The sequence below is a fragment of the Marivivens niveibacter genome, from assembly GCF_002150005.2.
Classification (GTDB): Bacteria; Pseudomonadota; Alphaproteobacteria; order Rhodobacterales; family Rhodobacteraceae; genus Marivivens; species Marivivens niveibacter.
This window is the reverse complement of record NZ_MSPP01000003.1, coordinates 521,927-540,001: the sequence shown is the minus strand read 5'-3', so window position 1 is coordinate 540,001 and position 18,075 is coordinate 521,927. Positions and strand designations below refer to the sequence as shown.

Sequence of the window (18,075 nt, the reverse complement as noted above, 5' to 3'; positions counted from 1 at the left end):
GATAGAAAATAAAAAACAATATGGGCAGAGCAGCCTAATGCAGAGGCAGATCATTTCCGTCACCCTATGGGGCGTGATGCTAACGGCATGCACGACCGGATATGATGTGCCCTATTCCAATCCACCCGAATTTATTGCCGCCGATATTGAACGCGATTTTTATGGCAATTGCTACGGGCGCGATGTGACCCCTGCCCTGACGAACACAGAAACCAACCAGCTGCAGACTGGCCCCGAAATCGTTGGTGCGGATGGGACTGTGATACAACAAGCAACCTATCAGACGGTCACCAACCAAACGATCCTGCGCGAACGACGTGAGGTATTGTTTGAAACCGTTTGCCCCGATCAGATGACGCCGGAATTTATCGCTTCATTGCAGAGGGCATTAGCGACGCGCGGCTATTATCAGGCCCGCATCACGGGTGTTCTGGATGCCCATACCAAAAGCGCGGTGCGTTTGTACCAACAGCAACAAACCAACATTGATAGCCCGCTGCTAGCCATTCAAACCGCCCGCATTTTAGGATTGGTCGCCCTGACGCCCGAACAATTAGGCATCATCGAATAAAAAAGGGCGCCGCAATGGGCGCCCTTTCGTTTGATTGTAGCGGGGTTATTCCACAAGGCTGAGCGACATAAAGCGGTTCACGCCTTCGCGGTTCACAAACACCAGCACGGATTTGCGTCCGCCATCTTTGGCCTCTTCAACAATCGCGCTGAAATCCGCGATGGAATTGACGTCCTGTTGGTTTACTTGGGTGATCAGGTCGCCAGCCATCAGGCCTTTGCTATCGGCATCCGACAGGGGCGCAACGTCCAGAACGACCAGACCCGTCGCGTTTGGCGCCAGACCATATTCCGCAATCACCGATTTGCTGATTTCCGACAGGGTCAGGCCCAACAGTTCGGTTTCTTCGGCAGCTGGGGCTTCTTGCTCCATCGGGGCTTCGTTCCCTGGCATGGATGCCTGCGCGGTTTCACGGCGACCCAAGGTCACGGTGATATCAACAGTTTCACCGCGGCGCAGGATGTCCAGAATGACCTCTTGTCCTACTGGTGCCTCTGCCACGATCTGAACCAGTTCACGGGTGTTTTCAATTTCAGCACCATCGAACGACAAGATCACATCGCCAGCCATCACGCCCGCGTCTTTTGCAGGGCCATCAGGTACAGCATTGACCAAAGCGCCAGTTGCCACGTCCAGACCTTCGATACCGTCGACCATATCGGGGGTAACGTCCTGGATCTGTACGCCCAACCATCCACGGCGGGTTTCGCCGAATTCGCGCAGCTGATCGACAACTTTGGTTACAACGTTGGACGCCATCGAAAAGCCAATACCGATCGAACCGCCGTTTGGCGAAAGGATCGCGGTGTTCACGCCGACGACGTCACCGTCCATGTTGAACAGCGGACCGCCTGAGTTGCCGCGGTTAATTGCGGCATCGGTCTGGATATAGTCATCATAGGTGCCCGACAGCGAACGGTTGCGAGCCGAAACGATACCAGCCGATACCGAAAAACCTTGGCCCAGAGGGTTACCCATCGCCATGACCCAGTCGCCAACGCGCGCAGTGTCACTGTCGCCAAATTCAACGAATGGCAGGTCCGTGGCGTCGACTTTTAGCAATGCAATGTCAGTGTTCGGGTCGGTGCCGACCAGTTCAGCTTCCATTGGGGTGCCGCCACCTGGGAAAAATTCGATCAGGATTTCATCCGCGCCTTCGATGACGTGGTTGTTCGTCACGATATAACCGTCGTCCGAAATAACAAAACCGGACCCTAGCGCGGATGATTCACGCGGGCCTTGGTTCTGAAAATCGCGAAAGAAATCTTCGAATGGGCTACCTTCGGGCACCATGCCCTGAGGGCCGGCGTTCGTGGATACGACTGTGGTGGTGGTGATGTTCACCACCGCGGGGCTAATTTTCTCTGCCAAATCGGCAAAACTTGTCGGTCGCTCTTGGGCCGCAGCACCTAGCGCAGACATCAGAACCATGATCGCCGACAACATCAGCGCCATTACAATTCCTGTTTCGCGACGATTATCACGGGCAATAGCAACAGATTGGGATTTCACGTTGGCCTCTCCTCTTTCAGGCAGGACGTAAGTATGCCTTAAACATTAGACAGCGAATTGCTGAACACAACCCTTCGCTGGGCGCGTTCAATCAGCTGTGAAGGTTAGTGTGTAGGCTGTGTAGAAACACCGATCAGGACAATACCCGCTAAAAATATCACCGCACCAATCAACCGCCGCTGCGGACGCGGGATTTCATTGAACGCCATCATCAGTCTTTTCACAAACGAAGGGGCCAGCACATAGGCCAGCCCCTCCACAACACACACAACACCCAGACAATAGATCAGGGTGTTAAGCATTTATTCACCCGTCGCCGAATTCAGGTAACGCAGGAATTCACCGTCTGGCGACAGAACCATCGCAGGGCGGCCATTTTCCAACATGCGGCTATAGGCATTCATGGTGCGTTCGAATTCAAAGAATTCAGGATCAGCACCATAGGCTTCGGCCAGAATGTTGTTGCGTTCTGCGTCAGCCTCACCGCGGATGATCTGCGCCTGACGTTCGGCGTCAGACACCAGTTCAGTCCGTTGACGATCTGCGGTCGCGCGAATACGCTGGGCAGCTTCGTTACCACGGGCGATTTCGTCGGCAGCTTCGCGTTCACGTTCGGCTGTCATACGATCGTATGTCGCAGCCAAGTTTTCTGGCGGCAGGTCGGTCCGTTTCAAACGCACGTCGATAATTTGCAGGCCTAAGGCGCGCGCCTCGTCGATGGCGCCGTTACGGATACGCAGCATCAGCGCGGCACGGTCAGACGACAGGATGTCATTCGATGTCACCGAACCCAGCACCTGACGGGTTTCAGCGCGCAAGATCGAATCCAGACGCGATGCAGCAGCACGTTCACCGCCAGCACCTACCGCACGGCGGAACGTTTCCACATCCATGATGCGGTAACGGGCAAAGGCATCCACTACAACGCGGCGGTTATCGGACGCTGTGACCTCTAGGCTGGCCATATCGCGGCTAAGGATTCGGTCGTCATAGGAAACGACCTCTTGGATGAATGGGATTTTGAAACCCAGTCCTGGTTCCTCTTGCACGCGGACGATCTGACCAAACTGCAGAACCAGCGCCTTTTCGCGTTCATCAACGATAAACAGCGACGATAGGCCAATCGCGCCCAGCGCAACAACAGCGGGGATAGCAAAAGCGGAAAAACGCATCAGTTTGCTCCTCCGTTCGAAGTGTCAGTTGTGGTGCGGCGCACCTCTGGCAGCGGCAGGTACGGGACGACGCCCGCATCTTCGCCTTGAAGGATCGTGATGTCCGATCCGCCCAGAACCTGTTCCATAGTCTCCAGATACATACGGCGGCGGGTCACGTCAGGGGCTGCCTGATATTCCTGCAAAATCGAAGTGAATCGGCTTGCGTCACCTTTTGCGGCGTTGACCACTTCTGCGCGGTACGCTTCGGCACCTTGCAGGATCTGTTCGGCTTGACCGCGGGCTTCTGCGACAACGCGGTTTGCGTAAGCATCAGCAACCGACTGAACACGATCGCGTTCTTGTTCGGCGTCTTGTACCGAACGGAACGCTTCGATCACGGGTTCTGGCGGGTCAGCTCGGTCAAAGTTGATACGGATGATGTTCACACCGCTGTCATAGCTATCCAATGTGGTCTGAACCAAATCGGTCAGCTGCTGCGCGATGGCTTCGCGGCTAACGTTCAGGATCGGCGCCAGTTCGGATTGCGCAATAATTTCGCGCATCGCCGATTCAGACACCGCCGCAATGGTCGCGCCTGGGTCAGCAAGGTTGAACAGGTATTTCTGCGGATCATTGATGTTCCAAACAACTTGGAAATCGATGTCGACGATGTTTTCGTCACCCGTCAGCATCAGACCTGCGTCCGTGCCGGAACTGGATGTGCCGATTTCGATGTTACGTTCGGTCGAAACCGCCACGATTTCACGCGTAACCAACGGCCAAGGCGCAAAGTTCAGACCGGGGTTGCCGATCTGGCTGAATTCACCAAGGAACAGTTCAACAGACTGTTCTTCAGGCTTCACGGTATAGAACGAAGCGTAGGCCCACAGACCAACGGCTGCCAGCGCCGCCAGACCAATGGTGCTGCGGTTCAGGCTAGGGCCTTGACCGCCGCCCGAATTACCGCCGTTACCACCATTGCCGCCGCCCATCAGCACGCGAAACTGTTCGCGGCCTTTGTTCAGCAGTTCATCGATTTCGGGGATTTGGTTATCCCCGGGGCGACGCGGTCCGCCGTTATTCGGTCGATTATTGCGGTCATCATTGCCGCTTCCGCCAGAGCCACCTCTGTTTCCGCCGCCGCCCCAAGGGCCTCCGTTATTTCCAGCCATACGCCGTAATATTCCCTGTGTTGCGCCCCCTCCCCTGGGGGCTTTCGTTCAGATTTGGGCAGTTTGCCTAGTATTTCAAGACGTCCGCACCGGAGATTTCATCGTAACCAGTTCTTCGGCCATCGTGGGGTGCACCGCGCAGACGCGATCAAAGTCTTCTTTGGTTGCACCCATTTTTACTGCGATACCGACCATTTGGATCATTTCGCCTGCTTGCGGCGCGACGATATGACATCCCAAAACCTTGCGGGTTTCTTGGGACACGATCAATTTCATCATCACGCGATCATCACGGCCCGCGAACAAAGTCTGCATTGGGCGGAACGAGGTCGAATAAACCTCGATCGGTTCGATTTCGCGGGCGTCCTCTTCGCTTAGGCCGACGGTGCCGAATTCAGGTTGAGTGAACACAGCAGACGGGATCAGGTCGTGGTCGACAGGCGTTGGGTTGCCTTTGAACACGGTTTCAACGAAGGCCATCGCCTCGCGGATCGCAACTGGCGTTAGCTGAACGCGGTCAGTCACGTCACCTACAGCATATATCGATGGGATGTTTGTCTGGTTATATTCGTCAACAATGATCTGACCATAGCGGCCCATTTCGACGCCCGCGTTTTCCAGACCCAAACCGTCAGTGTTCGGGCTGCGGCCTGTCGCCAACATCACTTTGTCAAACGTCTGTTCGGTGCCGTTGGTCGCTTTGGTCCAGATTTTGCCGTCGCGTTCTTCCATCTCGACGATGTTGGTGCCGCAATGCAGATCGACGCCTTTTTCGCGCATCTGATCGGCGATCAGGCCGCGAGCTTCGCCGTCGAAACCGCGCAGGATTTGTTCGCCGCGGTAGTATTGGGTCACTTCGACGCCCAGACCGTTCAGGATGCCGGCAAATTCACAAGCGATATAACCGCCGCCGATAATCAGGATCGATTTGGGCAGTTCATCCAGCAGGAAAATATCGTTCGAGGTAATGCCCAGATGTGCGTTCGGCAGATCAGGCACGGTCGGGCGGCCACCAACAGCAACCAGAATATGTTTCGCGGTGATGTCCTCGCCCGTGGACAGTGTCACGGTGTGCGCGTCTTTGATCGTTGCGCGTGCATCATAGGCGGTCACTTCGGACCCATCCAATAGACGGCGGTAGATACCTTCTAACCGGTCCAGTTCAGCGTGCATTTTGCCGCGGAAATCGGTCCAGTTGAAATCGCCGTTCGACACGTCCCAACCATAGGCTGCTGCATCCTGCACTGCGTTCGGGAATTCGGATGCGAAAACCATCAGTTTTTTGGGAACGCAGCCACGGATCACGCAGGTGCCGCCCATGCGGTATTCTTCGGCCAAGGCAACTTTGGCGCCTGTTGCCGCTGCCACGCGCGCCGCGCGCACGCCGCCGGAACCGCCCCCAATTACAAATAGATCGTAGTCAAAGGACATGAAAATTCTCCGGTTTTAATAGGTTGTCGCGGAATATGTGGGCCAGCGCCAAGGCAGGGTCAACCTGCCCCAGCGCACAGGCCAGACGCTTAATCAGCGATATTTGTGAACAGGTTGTCGTTGTCTAGGAAATCGTATTTTTCCTCTTCAACGGACCCGTTGTTGATGTCGCGCACCTCAACTCGGCCATCGCCGTAGCCGATTACGACCGCATCACAAATGTCTAGGAACAGACCGTTTTCAACAACGCCTGGGATCTGGTTCAGCACCATGGAAATCTGGCGGGCATTGCCGATGCGTTTCAGGTGCAGATCCAGAATGTGGTTACCTTCGTCCGAGATGAAAGGCTGATCGCCGTTCATGCGCAGGGTCACATCGCGGCCCATAACGTCCATGCCGACCAGCGCCTCTTCGACGATGTTTTTAGTGGTCTGCCAACCGAATGGGATCACCTCGATCGGCAAAGGGAATGCGCCCAGCGTTTCGACAGATTTCGACGCGTCGGTGATCACGATCATCTGGTCAGACGCTGTTGCGACGATTTTTTCCTGCAGGTGCGCGCCGCCGCCGCCTTTGATCAGATTCAGGTTCGGATCGAATTCATCGGCGCCGTCAATTGTGACGTCCAGCCATTTGGCTTCGTCCAATGTGATGACTTCGATACCGACTTCGCGGGCCAGTTCAGCGGTGCGGGTCGACGTGGGAACGCCTTTGATTTTCAGGCCTTCTTCGCGGACCATTTCGCCCAGACATTTGACCAACCAGCTGGCGGTCGAACCGGTCCCCAAACCGACTTTCATGCCGCTTTCGACAAATTGGGTGGCACGTTTGGCGCAAACGAATTTCGCCTTTTCGACAGGCGACAGATCAATAGGCATCGGGCAGCTCCTAGATATGGTTGCCCGACTTATAGGCACTTCGTCCCGCAAGCGCGAGAGGGTCCGCGCAAAATCCAAGCAACTGAAGGCGGAAAAAACGGAATCCATGTCGGTTTCAGAAAGAGCGCTGCATTTATCACCACTACAGTCACAATATGACGACTGGATACCGACTCTATTACGCCCCCGATAATGCATCTCTCTGCGTGCGGCTCGCACTAGAGGAAATGGAGCTGCCTTACGAAACCGTATTGGTCGATCGGACCGCGCAAGCTCAGCGTTCGTCAAACTATCTATCCCTAAACCCGAACGGTTTGATACCTGTGCTGGAAACCGCGGATGGGGTCATCTTTGAAACCGGTGCGATCTTGCTATGGCTTGCGGACAAACATGGGAAACTTGCACCCGCGCATGATGCCCCAACGCGCGGCGATTTTCTAAAATGGATGTTCTGGATTTCAAACGCTTTGCAGCTCACGCTTAGGATGACCTGCTATCCCGAAAAGTTTTGCCAAGCCGCGCCCGACGAACTGCGAAACCAGAATATCGAGCGGCTAAAGGACCTTCTGGACATTGCCGAAAGCCAGATGGAACTGACCCAAGTCAGCGTGTTGCAGTGTTATATGGCACCGATTTTACGTTGGCTGGCACTGCATCCAGTCGGCCATACAGAGTGGTTTCAACTGAATGATTGGCCACGTCTGAAAACGTTTTGTGAAATAATGGACGTTCGGCCCAGCGCCATCCGCGCCGCCCAAGCCGAAGGTTTAGGCAATACTCCTTTTTCAAATCCTCAATATCCAAACCCACCCGAAGGGGTAGCGATCTAATGTTTCTATCTGTCTTTGATATGTTCAAAGTGGGCGTTGGCCCGTCGTCGTCCCATACAATGGGCCCGATGGTTGCGGGCGGTCTGTTTCTGGACCACCTGCGCGCCCAGCCGTTCAATGTTGCGGGCGTTCGTGCGTCACTACATGGATCGCTTGCATTTACGGGCGTGGGCCATGCGTCGGACCGTGCGGTGATCCTTGGCCTTGCTGGGTTTACGCCTGACGAATACGACGCCGACAAGGCCGAGGCCGAACTGGCGCGTATCAAGGCCGAAAAAAACATAGCGCCTGATGGCCTGCCCGTTTTGGCGTTCGATCCCGCGAACGATCTGCAATTCGACTATGGCCCCAACCTGCCCGGTCATGCGAACGGCCTGATCCTGCGCGGCCTAGACGCCCAAGGCGACGTGGTGACCGAGGTGACCTATTATTCCGTCGGCGGCGGTTTCGTCCTAACCGCCGAAGAATTGGCAAATGGCAAAGCGGTTGATGACGGCCCAGCCGTTCCGTTTCCATTCCAGACCGCCAAACAGATGTTGGACATGGCCGCCGAAAGCGGTCTGTCCATCGCCGCAATGAAACGCAAAAACGAATTGTCGCGCCGTGGGTTCAACGATCTAGACCGCGGCCTGACCCGCATTTGGGAGGTCATGAACAACTGCATCGAACGCGGGTTGGTCACTGACGGCGAATTGCCGGGCGGGCTGCACGTCAAACGGCGGGCCAAGGCGATCCACGATTCCCTACAGGCCGAACGCGGCGTGAACCTTGCCGCGCCGCATCTAATCAATGACTGGATGGCGACCTATGCCATGGCCGTGAACGAAGAAAACGCAGCAGGCGGTCAGGTTGTCACTGCGCCCACAAACGGCGCGGCGGGCGTGATGCCTGCGGTCATCCGGTATTGGCTGGACCACATCGGCGGGGCGACCACCGATAAAATCCCCGAATTCCTACTGACTGCCGCCGCCATCGGGGGCCTGATTAAATACAACGCGTCCATTTCAGGCGCCGAATGCGGGTGTCAGGCAGAGGTCGGCAGCGCATCCGCCATGGCTGCCGCTGGTCTGGCCGCCGTTCTAGGCGGAACACCCGAACAAATCGAAAATGCTGCAGAAATAGCGTTAGAACACCATCTGGGCATGACCTGCGATCCCGTGCGAGGATTGGTTCAGGTGCCCTGCATCGAACGCAACGGTCTGGGCGCGATCAAGGCGGTCTCTGCCGCGTCATTGGCCCTGCGCGGGGATGGCACCCATCTGGTGCCACTGGACGCCGCAATCGAAACGATGCGCCAAACGGGCGAAGACATGAACGCCAAATACAAAGAAACGTCGCTGGGCGGTTTAGCCGTGAACGTGCCGAACTGTTAGATCGCGTCCCAAAACGCGGCGAGGGCCTGCGCAGGGGCGGCCATTAAAACCGGACCCTCTGCGCGGACAGTCACGGGGCCCGTCGCTTCGTTAGAGCTACTGATCAGGCCCGTTGGTGCCATAACCTGCCCATCCAAATTCCACCGCAGTCCGTTGGACCAAACGCGGGCTTCGGCCAATGGCATGATCGCAAAACGACTGCCCGCCGTCATATCCACAGTAATACCGCCCTCTGGCACCATCATCGCCACGTCATCATCACTAAGCATGACCAATTTGCGATCCGCATAGCGCGCCATCACATTCAACACCGCCAATTGGTGATCAATGCGCCCGCCCATAAAACCGACCGCCAAAACCTTGGGGCTGCGCACCCGCATCAAGCATTTTTCAAAATCGGTCGTTTCCTGTTCCGAAACAGATTCGATCACATCGGACAGAATTGTGACCAAATCGGGCGACAGGCTGTCCATGTCGCCGATAACGCGCGTTGGCCTAACACCTGCATCCATCGCGCGCCCTGCCCCGCCATCAGCAGCAATGCAAACAGGCGCCATCCTCAAAGCCTTGTGAATAAGGGCGATGTCGCAGTCAGCGCCGCCAACCAAAGTCACTGGTTGTTGATGTTCAAAGATGTGCATCTTGTCCCCGAAATGTGGCAATATGGCAGAACATGCCCCAAAAGGGTCACGAAATAATACCGTCCATAACCTGTTTTCGTTCCGGATTGCGAACCAATAAGGGACAATGACTCAAAGTCAGACCGAGTAAGAAAGTGAGCGATTGTTGATATGGTTGGATCGAGCAAGATTTTAACCGTCGGCTACGGCACCTTCTCGTGTACACTTGAGGGGTTCGATGAATCCTTTGATACGATGAAGGCGATTGCGGAATATTTCCGTGATTTGGCCGCAGACGACCGGTACTTCGGGGCGGAACCCCCGACACCAGACGCAGAGATGCTTGCACGCATCGCTGAGAAAGAAATTGCGCGCCGTGTAGAGGCGCACATGGAATCGTCGGGCATTGTTCTGCGCCCTGCTGCCGCAATAGCGGCTGAACGTGGTTTGGAAACGCCAGAAACGCAGGTCGAACCAGCGCCGCAGGCAAAAGCCGAACAGTCACAGCCCGCAGAACCAGAACTGGCCGAAACGCCAGAGCCCGAAGTTGTTGCAGAAACAGCACCTGCCGATCCTGTCATGCCACCACCCGTCGCAGAACCCGTTGCCCCTGCACCCGCAGCGCCAACTGACAGCGTCGCGGCAAAACTGCAGCGTATTCGCGCGGTCGTTGGCAAAACTGACGAAGAACCCACAGCGGATTTCATCGAAGATGCGCATGCAAATGACGTCAGCGACGACTTCGATCTAGGCGCTGTTCTGGACGCTGCCGACATCATCGACGACGAACCGGTCACAGCAGAAATCGAACTGCCGACCGAACCCAAGCAAGCTGTCGCAGAGGCCGAAGCGGACGAAATTGATGTGTCGTCGGTTCTGGATCAATCGGACGAAGCTGTCGAACCTTCTGAACCGGAAACGCCAGCGGAACCAAAGGTTGAAGCCGCCGAAGAAACCGCACCGCGTCCTGCGCCACGCACCATCCGCGTGATCCGCGCGAAACGTTCGCAAATTGCAGATGCGGTCAAACAAGGCCACATCGAAGAAATCGAAGAGCCAAAGCCAGAAGCCAAAGCCGAAGAACCAGAACAGGTTCAAGACAAAGTCGAAGACGTAGCAGACCTTGATGGTTTGGATGAATTCGACGCGGTTGAAAGCACCCTTTCAGACGAGGAAGAAGCCGAACTTCTGGCTGATCTGGCTGACCTAGACGAAGATTCGGATGAAATCGAAACCGAAGACACCAACGAAAACGCATTTTCGTTGGATGATGATTTCGATCTAGAGGACATTCTGGACGACGACGAACCAGTCGTCGAACAAACCCCGACCGAACGCGCTGAAAAACCAGGTCGCGATGTGCTGAATGGTCTGTCGCATGACCAAGATGTCTCGCGTTTGATGGACCGTACAGACGAACACCTCAGCGCGCCAGAAACCAACCAGCGCCGCAACAACCTGAGCCACCTAAAGGCAGCTGTTGCAGCAACCGAAGCGGCACGCCGCATGGGCGACGACGAACAGGAAAAGGCGGAAGAAGAAAAGACCCGATTTCGCGACGACCTTTCCAAAGTTGTCCGTGACGACGCTCCGAAAGGTGAACCGGTACAGCCGCGTCGTGCGGCGCCTACTGGCCGCACTGAACGTCCCCGTCCCGCGCCTTTGAAACTGGTCGCATCGCAACGCATCGACGTCGCACCAACAAAGCCCGCGGAACCTGCTGCGCCGGTTCGTCCGCGCCGTATCGCTTCTGCCGAATTGGCTGCGACACCCGCGGCACAAAACGCACAAAGCTTTGCCGATTTCGCCGAAGGCATGGGTGCTCACAGCCTGCCAGAACTTCTCGAAGCTGCTGCCGCGTATACGTCCTTTGTCGAAGGCCTAGAGGATTTCTCGCGCCCACAGGTGATGAAAAAAGTGCGTGAAATCTACGAAGACGACTTTAACCGCGAAGACGGTTTACGCGTTTTCGGCACGCTCTTGCGCGAAGGCCGCATTTCCAAGGTCCGCAACGGCCGGTTCCAAGTGTCGAACCAAACGCGGTTCCGTCCAGAATTGCGCCGCGCCTGATCGGCCAGCGCCAATCAAACAAAAACAGCAAAAGGCGGAGCAATGCTCCGCCTTTTTCCTTTTTATAACCGGCACTGATTATTTTGCGCGGCGTTCGGACTGTAGTCCGCGATAGATCGCCCAACACATCACCAACAGAACCACGGTGAATGGCAAACCTGTCGAAATGACCATCGACTGGAGCGATCCCAATCCCCCAGCCGACAACAGCAGAACAATGGCAACTGCGCCTTCGAACACGCACCAGAACACGCGCTGCGGCAGCGGCGCATCGACTTTGCCGCCTGCGGTGATCGTATCAATGACCAACGATCCCGAATCCGAAGACGTGACAAAGAACACGATGACCAACACGATACCAACGATCGAGGTAATCTGCGTCAGCGGTAGCGCGTCCAGCATTTTGAACAGCTTCAATTCTAGGCTTGCATCAACAGCTGCCGTGTATCCATCACGCAGCATCTGTTCGATTGCCACACCGCCGAATACCGACATCCACAAAACGCAAACCAACGATGGGATCAGCAGAACACATATCACGAATTCGCGGACGGTACGGCCACGGCTAACACGCGCGATAAACATACCCACGAATGGTGACCAGCTGATCCACCACGCCCAATAGAACGATGTCCAACCTTGGCTAAAGTTCACGTCCTCGCGGCCAACTGGGTTCGACAAAGCAGGCAGATATTGCAGATACGCACCCAGATTGTCGGCAAAGCCGGTCAGGATTGCCAAGGTCGGGCCTGCGATCAGCACGAACAGCAACAACAACAGCGCTAGACCCATGTTAATTTCCGACAGTACTTTAACGCCGCCATCCAGACCACGAACAACCGATACCAGCGCGATGGCTGTGATGGACGAAATCAGGATGACTTCTGTGGTTGGCCCAACTGGTACGCCAAACAATTCGTTCAGACCTGCGTTAGCTTGTGTCGCGCCGAAACCCAGCGATGTTGCCAGACCGAACAGGGTCGCAAATACAGCCAGAATATCGATCACGTGACCGGGCCAGCCCCAAACGCGTTCGCCCAAGATCGGATAGAACGCAGACCGCAGCGTCAGAGGCAGACCTTTGTTATAACTGAACAGAGCCAGCGCCAGTGCAACAACCGCGTAAATCGCCCAAGGGTGCAGACCCCAGTGGAAAATGGTTGCCGCCATAGCCAGACGGATGGCTTGTTCTTCGTTACCGCCCGCAGCACCCAACGGCGCCCAGTCGGTGCGAACGCCGTCTTCGCCTACGCTGGTGCCAGCCAGCGACGATGCGAAATGCGACAGCGGTTCAGACACGCCATAGAACATCAGGCCAATACCCATGCCCGCCGCGAACAACATCGCGAACCAACCAGCATAGGAATAGTCCGGCGTTGCCTCGGTTCCGCCCAGACGGACTTTGCCCACGGGCAAAACGATTAGCGCCAAACAAAACAGAACAAACACGTTCGCCGCACCAAGGAAGAACCAATCAAAGCCCTTGGTGACTTTGGCAAACATCCAGCTAAACGCGGCGCCTGCCTGATCGGGCAGCGCCAGTGTGTAAAATACAAATGCGACGACCGCGATCGCCGAAATAGCAAAAACCGGATTGTGGATATCCATCCCAAAACCGGCAATTCGCTTTTCAATATTATCCTGACCAACCTCGTAATCGGTATCGATCAGACCTGCATTGCCTTCGGGCGCAGGGATCCCGGGATTGAGTTCGTCGTCTGCCATCGGCAGTCCCCCTTCCTCTTTTCCTCGTTTTTGATTTTTGCAAAATTGCAGCGCATAGCCCCAATCGCAGCGCCTATACGCCAGAACAGCGTAGCGGGCGCAGGGTAATCCCATCGGCTGATACAGACACTGTATCCCCAAACACCGACATAAATCCGTCACACATCACGAAAACGTGCGCAGATTACCCATGACGAACCCATCTAGGGCGCGTCTATTTTTGATCAAATTATTTGTGAATTTTTCTTACGAATCGTCTGAATTCGCATCGGGATCTTCTTGTCCGATCCCCAAAAACACCCAGCGGAATGGCAAAATCCATACGACGCCAAGGGCGATGTAGACCGGCAGCTCTAACCATTTAGGCAGCCGGTCTATGTTCGACATAACCGTGACAGCAAATACGACATAGGCAGGCATACCCACAACGAGGATAAGCAAAGCCAGTCGTTTTCGCGTCTTATAGGTCATCAGTCAGCAAAAGGGTCTGTTACCAAAATTGTATCGTCACGCTCGGGCGAGGTGGAAAGTAGTGCAACTGGGCACTCGATCAACTCTTCTACGCGTTTAACGTATTTGATTGCCGCTGCTGGCAGGTCGTTCCACGAACGGGCGCCTTCGGTCGATTCCGACCAGCCGTCCATTTCTTCGTAGATCGGTTTGCAACGCGCCTGCTGATCCGCAGCCGTTGGCAAGTAATCCAGACGTTCGCCATCCAGTTCATAACCGACACAGATTTTCAGCGTCTCGAAACCGTCCAGAACGTCTAGTTTGGTCAGCGAAATACCAGTGATGCCCGACGTCGCGCAGGTCTGACGAACCAAAGCCGCGTCAAACCAACCACAGCGGCGTTTACGGCCAGTGGTGGTGCCGAATTCGTGGCCACGGGTGCCCAGACGTTCGCCATCAGCGTCGTCCAGTTCGGTCGGGAACGGACCTTCGCCAACGCGAGTGGTGTAGGCTTTGACAATACCCAGAACATAATCAATCGAACCTGGGCCGATTCCAACACCCGTTGCCGCCTGACCTGCAATCACGTTGGACGAGGTTACGAACGGATAGGTACCGAAATCGATGTCCAGTAGCGCGCCTTGCGCACCTTCGAACAGGATGCGTTTACCGGCTTTGCGCTTTTCGTTCAGAACTTTCCAAACCGGTGCCGCGAATTCCAGAACCTGAGGCGCGATCTCTGCCAGTTGCGCGATCAGCTCTTCGCGGTTGACCTCTGGCATACCCAGACCTTTGCGCAGCGGGTTGTGGTGCTGCAGCGCGCGATCAACGCGAGCCTCTAAGGTAGCAGGGTCAGCTAGGTCAGCAACGCGGATCGCGCGGCGACCGACTTTGTCTTCGTAGCATGGACCAATACCGCGGCCGGTGGTGCCGATTTTGGTACCTTTGGACGCGGCCTCTTCGCGGGCACGGTCCAGTTCGCCGTGGATCGGCAGGATCAGCGGCGTGTTTTCCGCGATCATCAGCGTTTCCTTGGAAATATCGACGCCCTGTTCGCGCACGGTGGCGATCTCTTTGACCAGATGCCAAGGATCCAGAACCACACCGTTGCCGATCACCGACAGCTTGCCGCCGCGCACAACACCCGAAGGCAGCACATGCAGCTTATATACTTTACCATCAATAACGAGCGTATGGCCCGCGTTGTGACCGCCTTGGAAACGCGCGATGACGTCTGCGCGCTCCGACAACCAGTCTACAATCTTGCCTTTACCTTCGTCACCCCACTGGGCGCCGACGACAACAACGTTGGCCATATCTGAGTCTCCTCGATTTCTGGCGTAAAACCCGCGCCCGTATAGCGACCCATGCGCGGGCAGGAAACCGCAAACTGTCATGTTTTCGTAACAGACGCGCCTTGGGCCGCGATTTACTGTGGATTATTCGCGATCAGCGCCTGCAAATCCGTCCAGCCATAGGCAGTTTCGTCGATTGGTGCGGTGCGATCTTCGGATTCGCGCTGGATCAATTCCTGTCCGCCGATGGATTCATAGAACCCACGCCCGCCCCAATTTTCGGTCAATACCCACACCGACATCTGTCTATGGCCGCGCGCAACCGCCGCTCCGGCACAGGCCGCCATCAACGCGCGGCCACCCCCACGGCGTTTTGCTGCATCGACGATGTATATAGCTGTGACCTCTGCCACATATCCCATATCGCGCAATTCGGTTTCGCGCTGTGGGCCCATGCTGGCAAATCCGACGATTCGATTATCCAACGTCCAGACGAATACTTCGCCCTGCCCGTTTTCTGCCAGTGCTGGAATAATCCGTTCCCACGCTTGGGTCCGATTTTGGATCGTCAGCTGTTCGATCAAAGGATCAGGAACGATACCTTTATAACTGGACTGCCAGCTAGCGACCTGAACTTCGGCGATGGCAGCGGCGTCGGACGCAACGGTGGTACGTATATTGTAGGAATTCGTCATGCCCTGCTTTTGAACGACCAGCGGCCTAGGTACAAGCCGCAGGAAAAACATGGCCCACATCTGGTAAAGGGGGTTGCGGGCAGCCCTATGACCTTTTAGACACCCACCGTTCATAAAAGGCAGAGAAGAGCCCGATGGAAAGCATTGTCCTAGTCATCCACATGATCCTTGCACTGGCGCTGATTGGCGTCGTTCTGATGCAGAAATCCGATGGCGGAGGTCTGGGCATGTCGGGCGGCGGCAACGGTGCGGTATCCGCACGCGGCGCTGCAACAGCACTGGGCAAAGTGACCTGGGGTCTGGCGATCGCGTTCATCATCACGTCGCTGGCGCTGACCATCATCGCGAAACAAGAGGCCGGCGTGTCGTCCGCACTAGACACAACTGACCTGCTGCCTCCTGCTGCCGAAGAAGATGCAACACCAGAAGTTCCTGGTCTTGGCGGCGACCTTCTGCCGCCACCTTCGCTGGACAACTAATCACAACGTATAGGCGATGGGGCATTTGCCCCAACACCATCTTGCGTATCCGGTTGCGTTCGCGGGGCGAATCCGGTTATACTTAAACCCCGTGATGATGCGTTTTGGGTGCTGCTATCTGAAACGCTTTTTTCTTTGTAGACTGACCAAACTCACGGGGGTTGCCTGCCGATGGCGCGATTCATTTTCATTACTGGTGGTGTGGTATCGTCGCTGGGCAAAGGCCTGGCCTCTGCTGCGCTGGGATCGTTGCTGCAAGCGCGTGGATATTCTGTCCGTCTGCGCAAATTGGATCCGTATCTGAACGTCGATCCAGGTACGATGTCCCCGTTTGAACATGGCGAAGTTTTCGTGACAGACGATGGCGCGGAAACCGACCTAGACCTTGGTCACTACGAACGTTTCACCGGCGTTCCTGCACGCAACAGCGATTCTATTTCGTCGGGCCGCATCTATTCCAACGTTTTGGAAAAAGAACGCCGCGGCGATTATCTGGGCAAAACCATTCAGGTGGTTCCGCACGTCACCAACGAAATCAAAGACTTTATACGTATCGGCGAAGATGAAGTTGATTTCATGCTGTGTGAAATCGGCGGCACCGTTGGCGACATCGAAGGCCTACCCTTCTTCGAAGCGATCCGTCAGTTCACTCACGAAAAACCACGCGGCGAATGCATTTTGATGCACCTGACGCTGCTGCCTTATCTGGCGGCTTCGGGCGAATTGAAAACCAAACCGACGCAGCATTCGGTCAAGGAACTGCAATCCATCGGTCTGGCACCTGACGTCCTAGTCTGCCGTTCCGAACAGGAAATCCCAGAACGCGAACGGGAAAAGATCGCTCTGTTCTGTAACGTGCGCAAAGAACACGTTGTGGCCGCCTACGATCTGAAATCGATCTACGAAGCGCCGCTAGCCTACCATGATCAAGGATTGGATCAGGCCGTTCTGGATTGTTTCGGCATCGCACCTGCACCAAAACCAAATCTGGATCGTTGGCTGGACGTTCAGGACCGCATTCACAACACCGATGGCGAAGTGAACATCGCGATCGTCGGCAAGTACATCCAGCTAGAAGACGCCTACAAATCGATCAAAGAGGCTTTGGTTCACGGCGGCATGGCAAACCGTGTCAAAGTGAACGTAAACTGGGTCGACGCCGAAGATTTCGACCGCGAAGACGTTGGCGAACACCTGTCTGGCTATCACGCGATTCTGGTTCCTGGCGGTTTCGGCGAACGCGGCACCGAAGGTAAAATCAAAGCGGCTCAATTCGCGCGCGAAAAGAAAATCCCGTATCTAGGCATCTGTCTAGGTATGCAAATGGCCGTTATCGAAGCCGCGCGTAACGTCGCTGGCATCGCCAAAGCAGGTTCCGAAGAATTCGATCACGAAGCAGGCCAGAAACGTTTCGAACCTGTTGTGTACCACCTGAAAGAATGGATTCAGGGCAACCACACCGTGAAACGCAAAGAAAGCGACGACAAAGGCGGCACCATGCGTTTGGGCGCTTATGATGCGGCACTGATGTCGGGTTCGCGCGTTGCGAACGTTTACGGCAGCACCGAAATCGAAGAACGCCACCGTCACCGTTACGAAGTCGACGGCAAATACCGCGAACAGCTAGAGGCGGCTGGCCTGTGTTTCTCGGGTATGTCGCCAGACGGTCGTTTGCCTGAAATCGTGGAATGGAAAGACCATCCATGGTTCATCGGCGTTCAGTTCCACCCAGAACTGAAATCCAAACCGTTCGAACCGCACCCACTGTTCGCGGATTTCGTCCGCGCGGCGGTTGAAACCTCGCGTTTGGTATAATCGAT

17 protein-coding genes are annotated in these 18,075 nt (G+C 55.7%); 6 read left to right on the top strand and 11 right to left on the bottom strand.

Going from position 1 to position 18,075, the window contains the following annotated elements:
- Positions 1–37: 37 nt before the first annotated feature.
- Positions 38–571, top strand: coding sequence for a peptidoglycan-binding domain-containing protein (locus BVC71_RS11465; protein ID WP_086451782.1), 534 nt, complete (start codon positions 38–40; stop codon positions 569–571).
- Positions 572–616: 45 nt separating this feature from the next.
- Here the strand turns inward: BVC71_RS11465 and BVC71_RS11460 are convergent, their stop codons facing one another.
- The 6 genes from BVC71_RS11460 to rpiA all read right to left on the bottom strand — a co-directional run bounded on the left by BVC71_RS11460 (position 617) and on the right by rpiA (position 6,718).
- Positions 617–2,026, bottom strand: coding sequence for a Do family serine endopeptidase (locus tag BVC71_RS11460; protein ID WP_086451781.1), 1,410 nt, complete (start codon positions 2,024–2,026; stop codon positions 617–619).
- Positions 2,027–2,187: 161 nt separating this feature from the next.
- Complete coding sequence (locus tag BVC71_RS11455) at positions 2,188–2,385, bottom strand: DUF2065 domain-containing protein (RefSeq protein ID WP_086451780.1); 198 nt, start codon at positions 2,383–2,385, stop codon at positions 2,188–2,190.
- Positions 2,386–3,255, bottom strand: coding sequence for a protease modulator HflC (hflC, locus tag BVC71_RS11450; protein ID WP_086451779.1), 870 nt, complete (start codon positions 3,253–3,255; stop codon positions 2,386–2,388).
- Entirely contained in the window at positions 3,255–4,409 is a 1,155-nt protein-coding gene (gene hflK, locus BVC71_RS11445) for an FtsH protease activity modulator HflK (protein ID WP_086451778.1), read from the bottom strand. The genes hflC and hflK overlap by 1 nt, the downstream gene beginning before the upstream one ends.
- 75 nt (positions 4,410–4,484) lie before the next feature.
- Positions 4,485–5,840 carry a glutathione-disulfide reductase gene (gene gor, locus BVC71_RS11440; RefSeq protein ID WP_086451777.1) on the bottom strand — a complete coding sequence of 452 codons (1,356 nt, stop codon included), beginning with the start codon at positions 5,838–5,840 and terminating at the stop codon, positions 4,485–4,487.
- A gap of 89 nt (positions 5,841–5,929) precedes the next feature.
- Positions 5,930–6,718: a ribose-5-phosphate isomerase RpiA gene (gene rpiA / locus BVC71_RS11435; protein WP_086451776.1), complete on the bottom strand. Its 789-nt coding sequence runs from the start codon at positions 6,716–6,718 to the stop codon at positions 5,930–5,932.
- Positions 6,719–6,873: 155 nt separating this feature from the next.
- Between rpiA and BVC71_RS11430 the strand changes: the two genes are divergently transcribed.
- Together BVC71_RS11430 and BVC71_RS11425 are read left to right on the top strand one after the other, a co-directional pair.
- Entirely contained in the window at positions 6,874–7,548 is a 675-nt protein-coding gene (locus BVC71_RS11430; RefSeq protein ID WP_086451775.1) for a glutathione S-transferase family protein, read from the top strand.
- Positions 7,548–8,921, top strand: coding sequence for an L-serine ammonia-lyase (locus BVC71_RS11425; RefSeq protein WP_086451774.1), 1,374 nt, complete (start codon positions 7,548–7,550; stop codon positions 8,919–8,921). The genes BVC71_RS11430 and BVC71_RS11425 overlap by 1 nt, the downstream gene beginning before the upstream one ends.
- On the opposite strand, the gene BVC71_RS11420 is transcribed toward BVC71_RS11425, so the two are convergent.
- Positions 8,918–9,562, bottom strand: a complete 645-nt coding sequence (locus BVC71_RS11420) for a thiamine diphosphokinase (RefSeq protein ID WP_086451773.1) — start codon at positions 9,560–9,562, stop codon at positions 8,918–8,920. The genes BVC71_RS11425 and BVC71_RS11420 overlap by 4 nt on opposite strands.
- Before the next feature lie 150 nt (positions 9,563–9,712).
- On the opposite strand from BVC71_RS11420, the gene BVC71_RS11415 reads away from it, so the two are divergent.
- Complete coding sequence (locus tag BVC71_RS11415) at positions 9,713–11,611, top strand: hypothetical protein (protein WP_086451772.1); 1,899 nt, start codon at positions 9,713–9,715, stop codon at positions 11,609–11,611.
- Between the two features lie 78 nt (positions 11,612–11,689).
- On the opposite strand, the gene BVC71_RS11410 is transcribed toward BVC71_RS11415, so the two are convergent.
- The 4 genes from BVC71_RS11410 to BVC71_RS11395 form a co-directional block, all read right to left on the bottom strand.
- On the bottom strand, positions 11,690–13,336 hold the full coding sequence (locus BVC71_RS11410; protein WP_086451854.1) for a BCCT family transporter: 1,647 nt from the start codon (positions 13,334–13,336) through the stop codon (positions 11,690–11,692).
- A gap of 246 nt (positions 13,337–13,582) precedes the next feature.
- A complete protein-coding gene (locus BVC71_RS11405; RefSeq protein WP_086451771.1) occupies positions 13,583–13,807 on the bottom strand; it encodes a DUF2842 domain-containing protein in 225 nt (74 codons plus the stop codon).
- Positions 13,807–15,102, bottom strand: a complete 1,296-nt coding sequence (locus BVC71_RS11400; RefSeq protein ID WP_086451770.1) for an adenylosuccinate synthase — start codon at positions 15,100–15,102, stop codon at positions 13,807–13,809. The genes BVC71_RS11405 and BVC71_RS11400 overlap by 1 nt, the downstream gene beginning before the upstream one ends.
- A 113-nt stretch (positions 15,103–15,215) precedes the next feature.
- On the bottom strand, positions 15,216–15,776 hold the full coding sequence (locus tag BVC71_RS11395; protein WP_165767764.1) for a GNAT family N-acetyltransferase: 561 nt from the start codon (positions 15,774–15,776) through the stop codon (positions 15,216–15,218).
- Between the two features lie 134 nt (positions 15,777–15,910).
- Here BVC71_RS11395 and secG point away from each other — a divergent pair, with 134 nt between their 5' ends.
- Positions 15,911–16,255, top strand: coding sequence for a preprotein translocase subunit SecG (gene secG, locus BVC71_RS11390; protein ID WP_086451768.1), 345 nt, complete (start codon positions 15,911–15,913; stop codon positions 16,253–16,255).
- 171 nt (positions 16,256–16,426) lie between these two features.
- The gene (locus BVC71_RS11385; RefSeq protein ID WP_086451767.1) at positions 16,427–18,070 is read left to right on the top strand and encodes a CTP synthase; all 1,644 of its coding nucleotides are present in this window, start codon (positions 16,427–16,429) and stop codon (positions 18,068–18,070) included.
- The last annotated feature ends 5 nt before the right edge of the window (positions 18,071–18,075 follow it).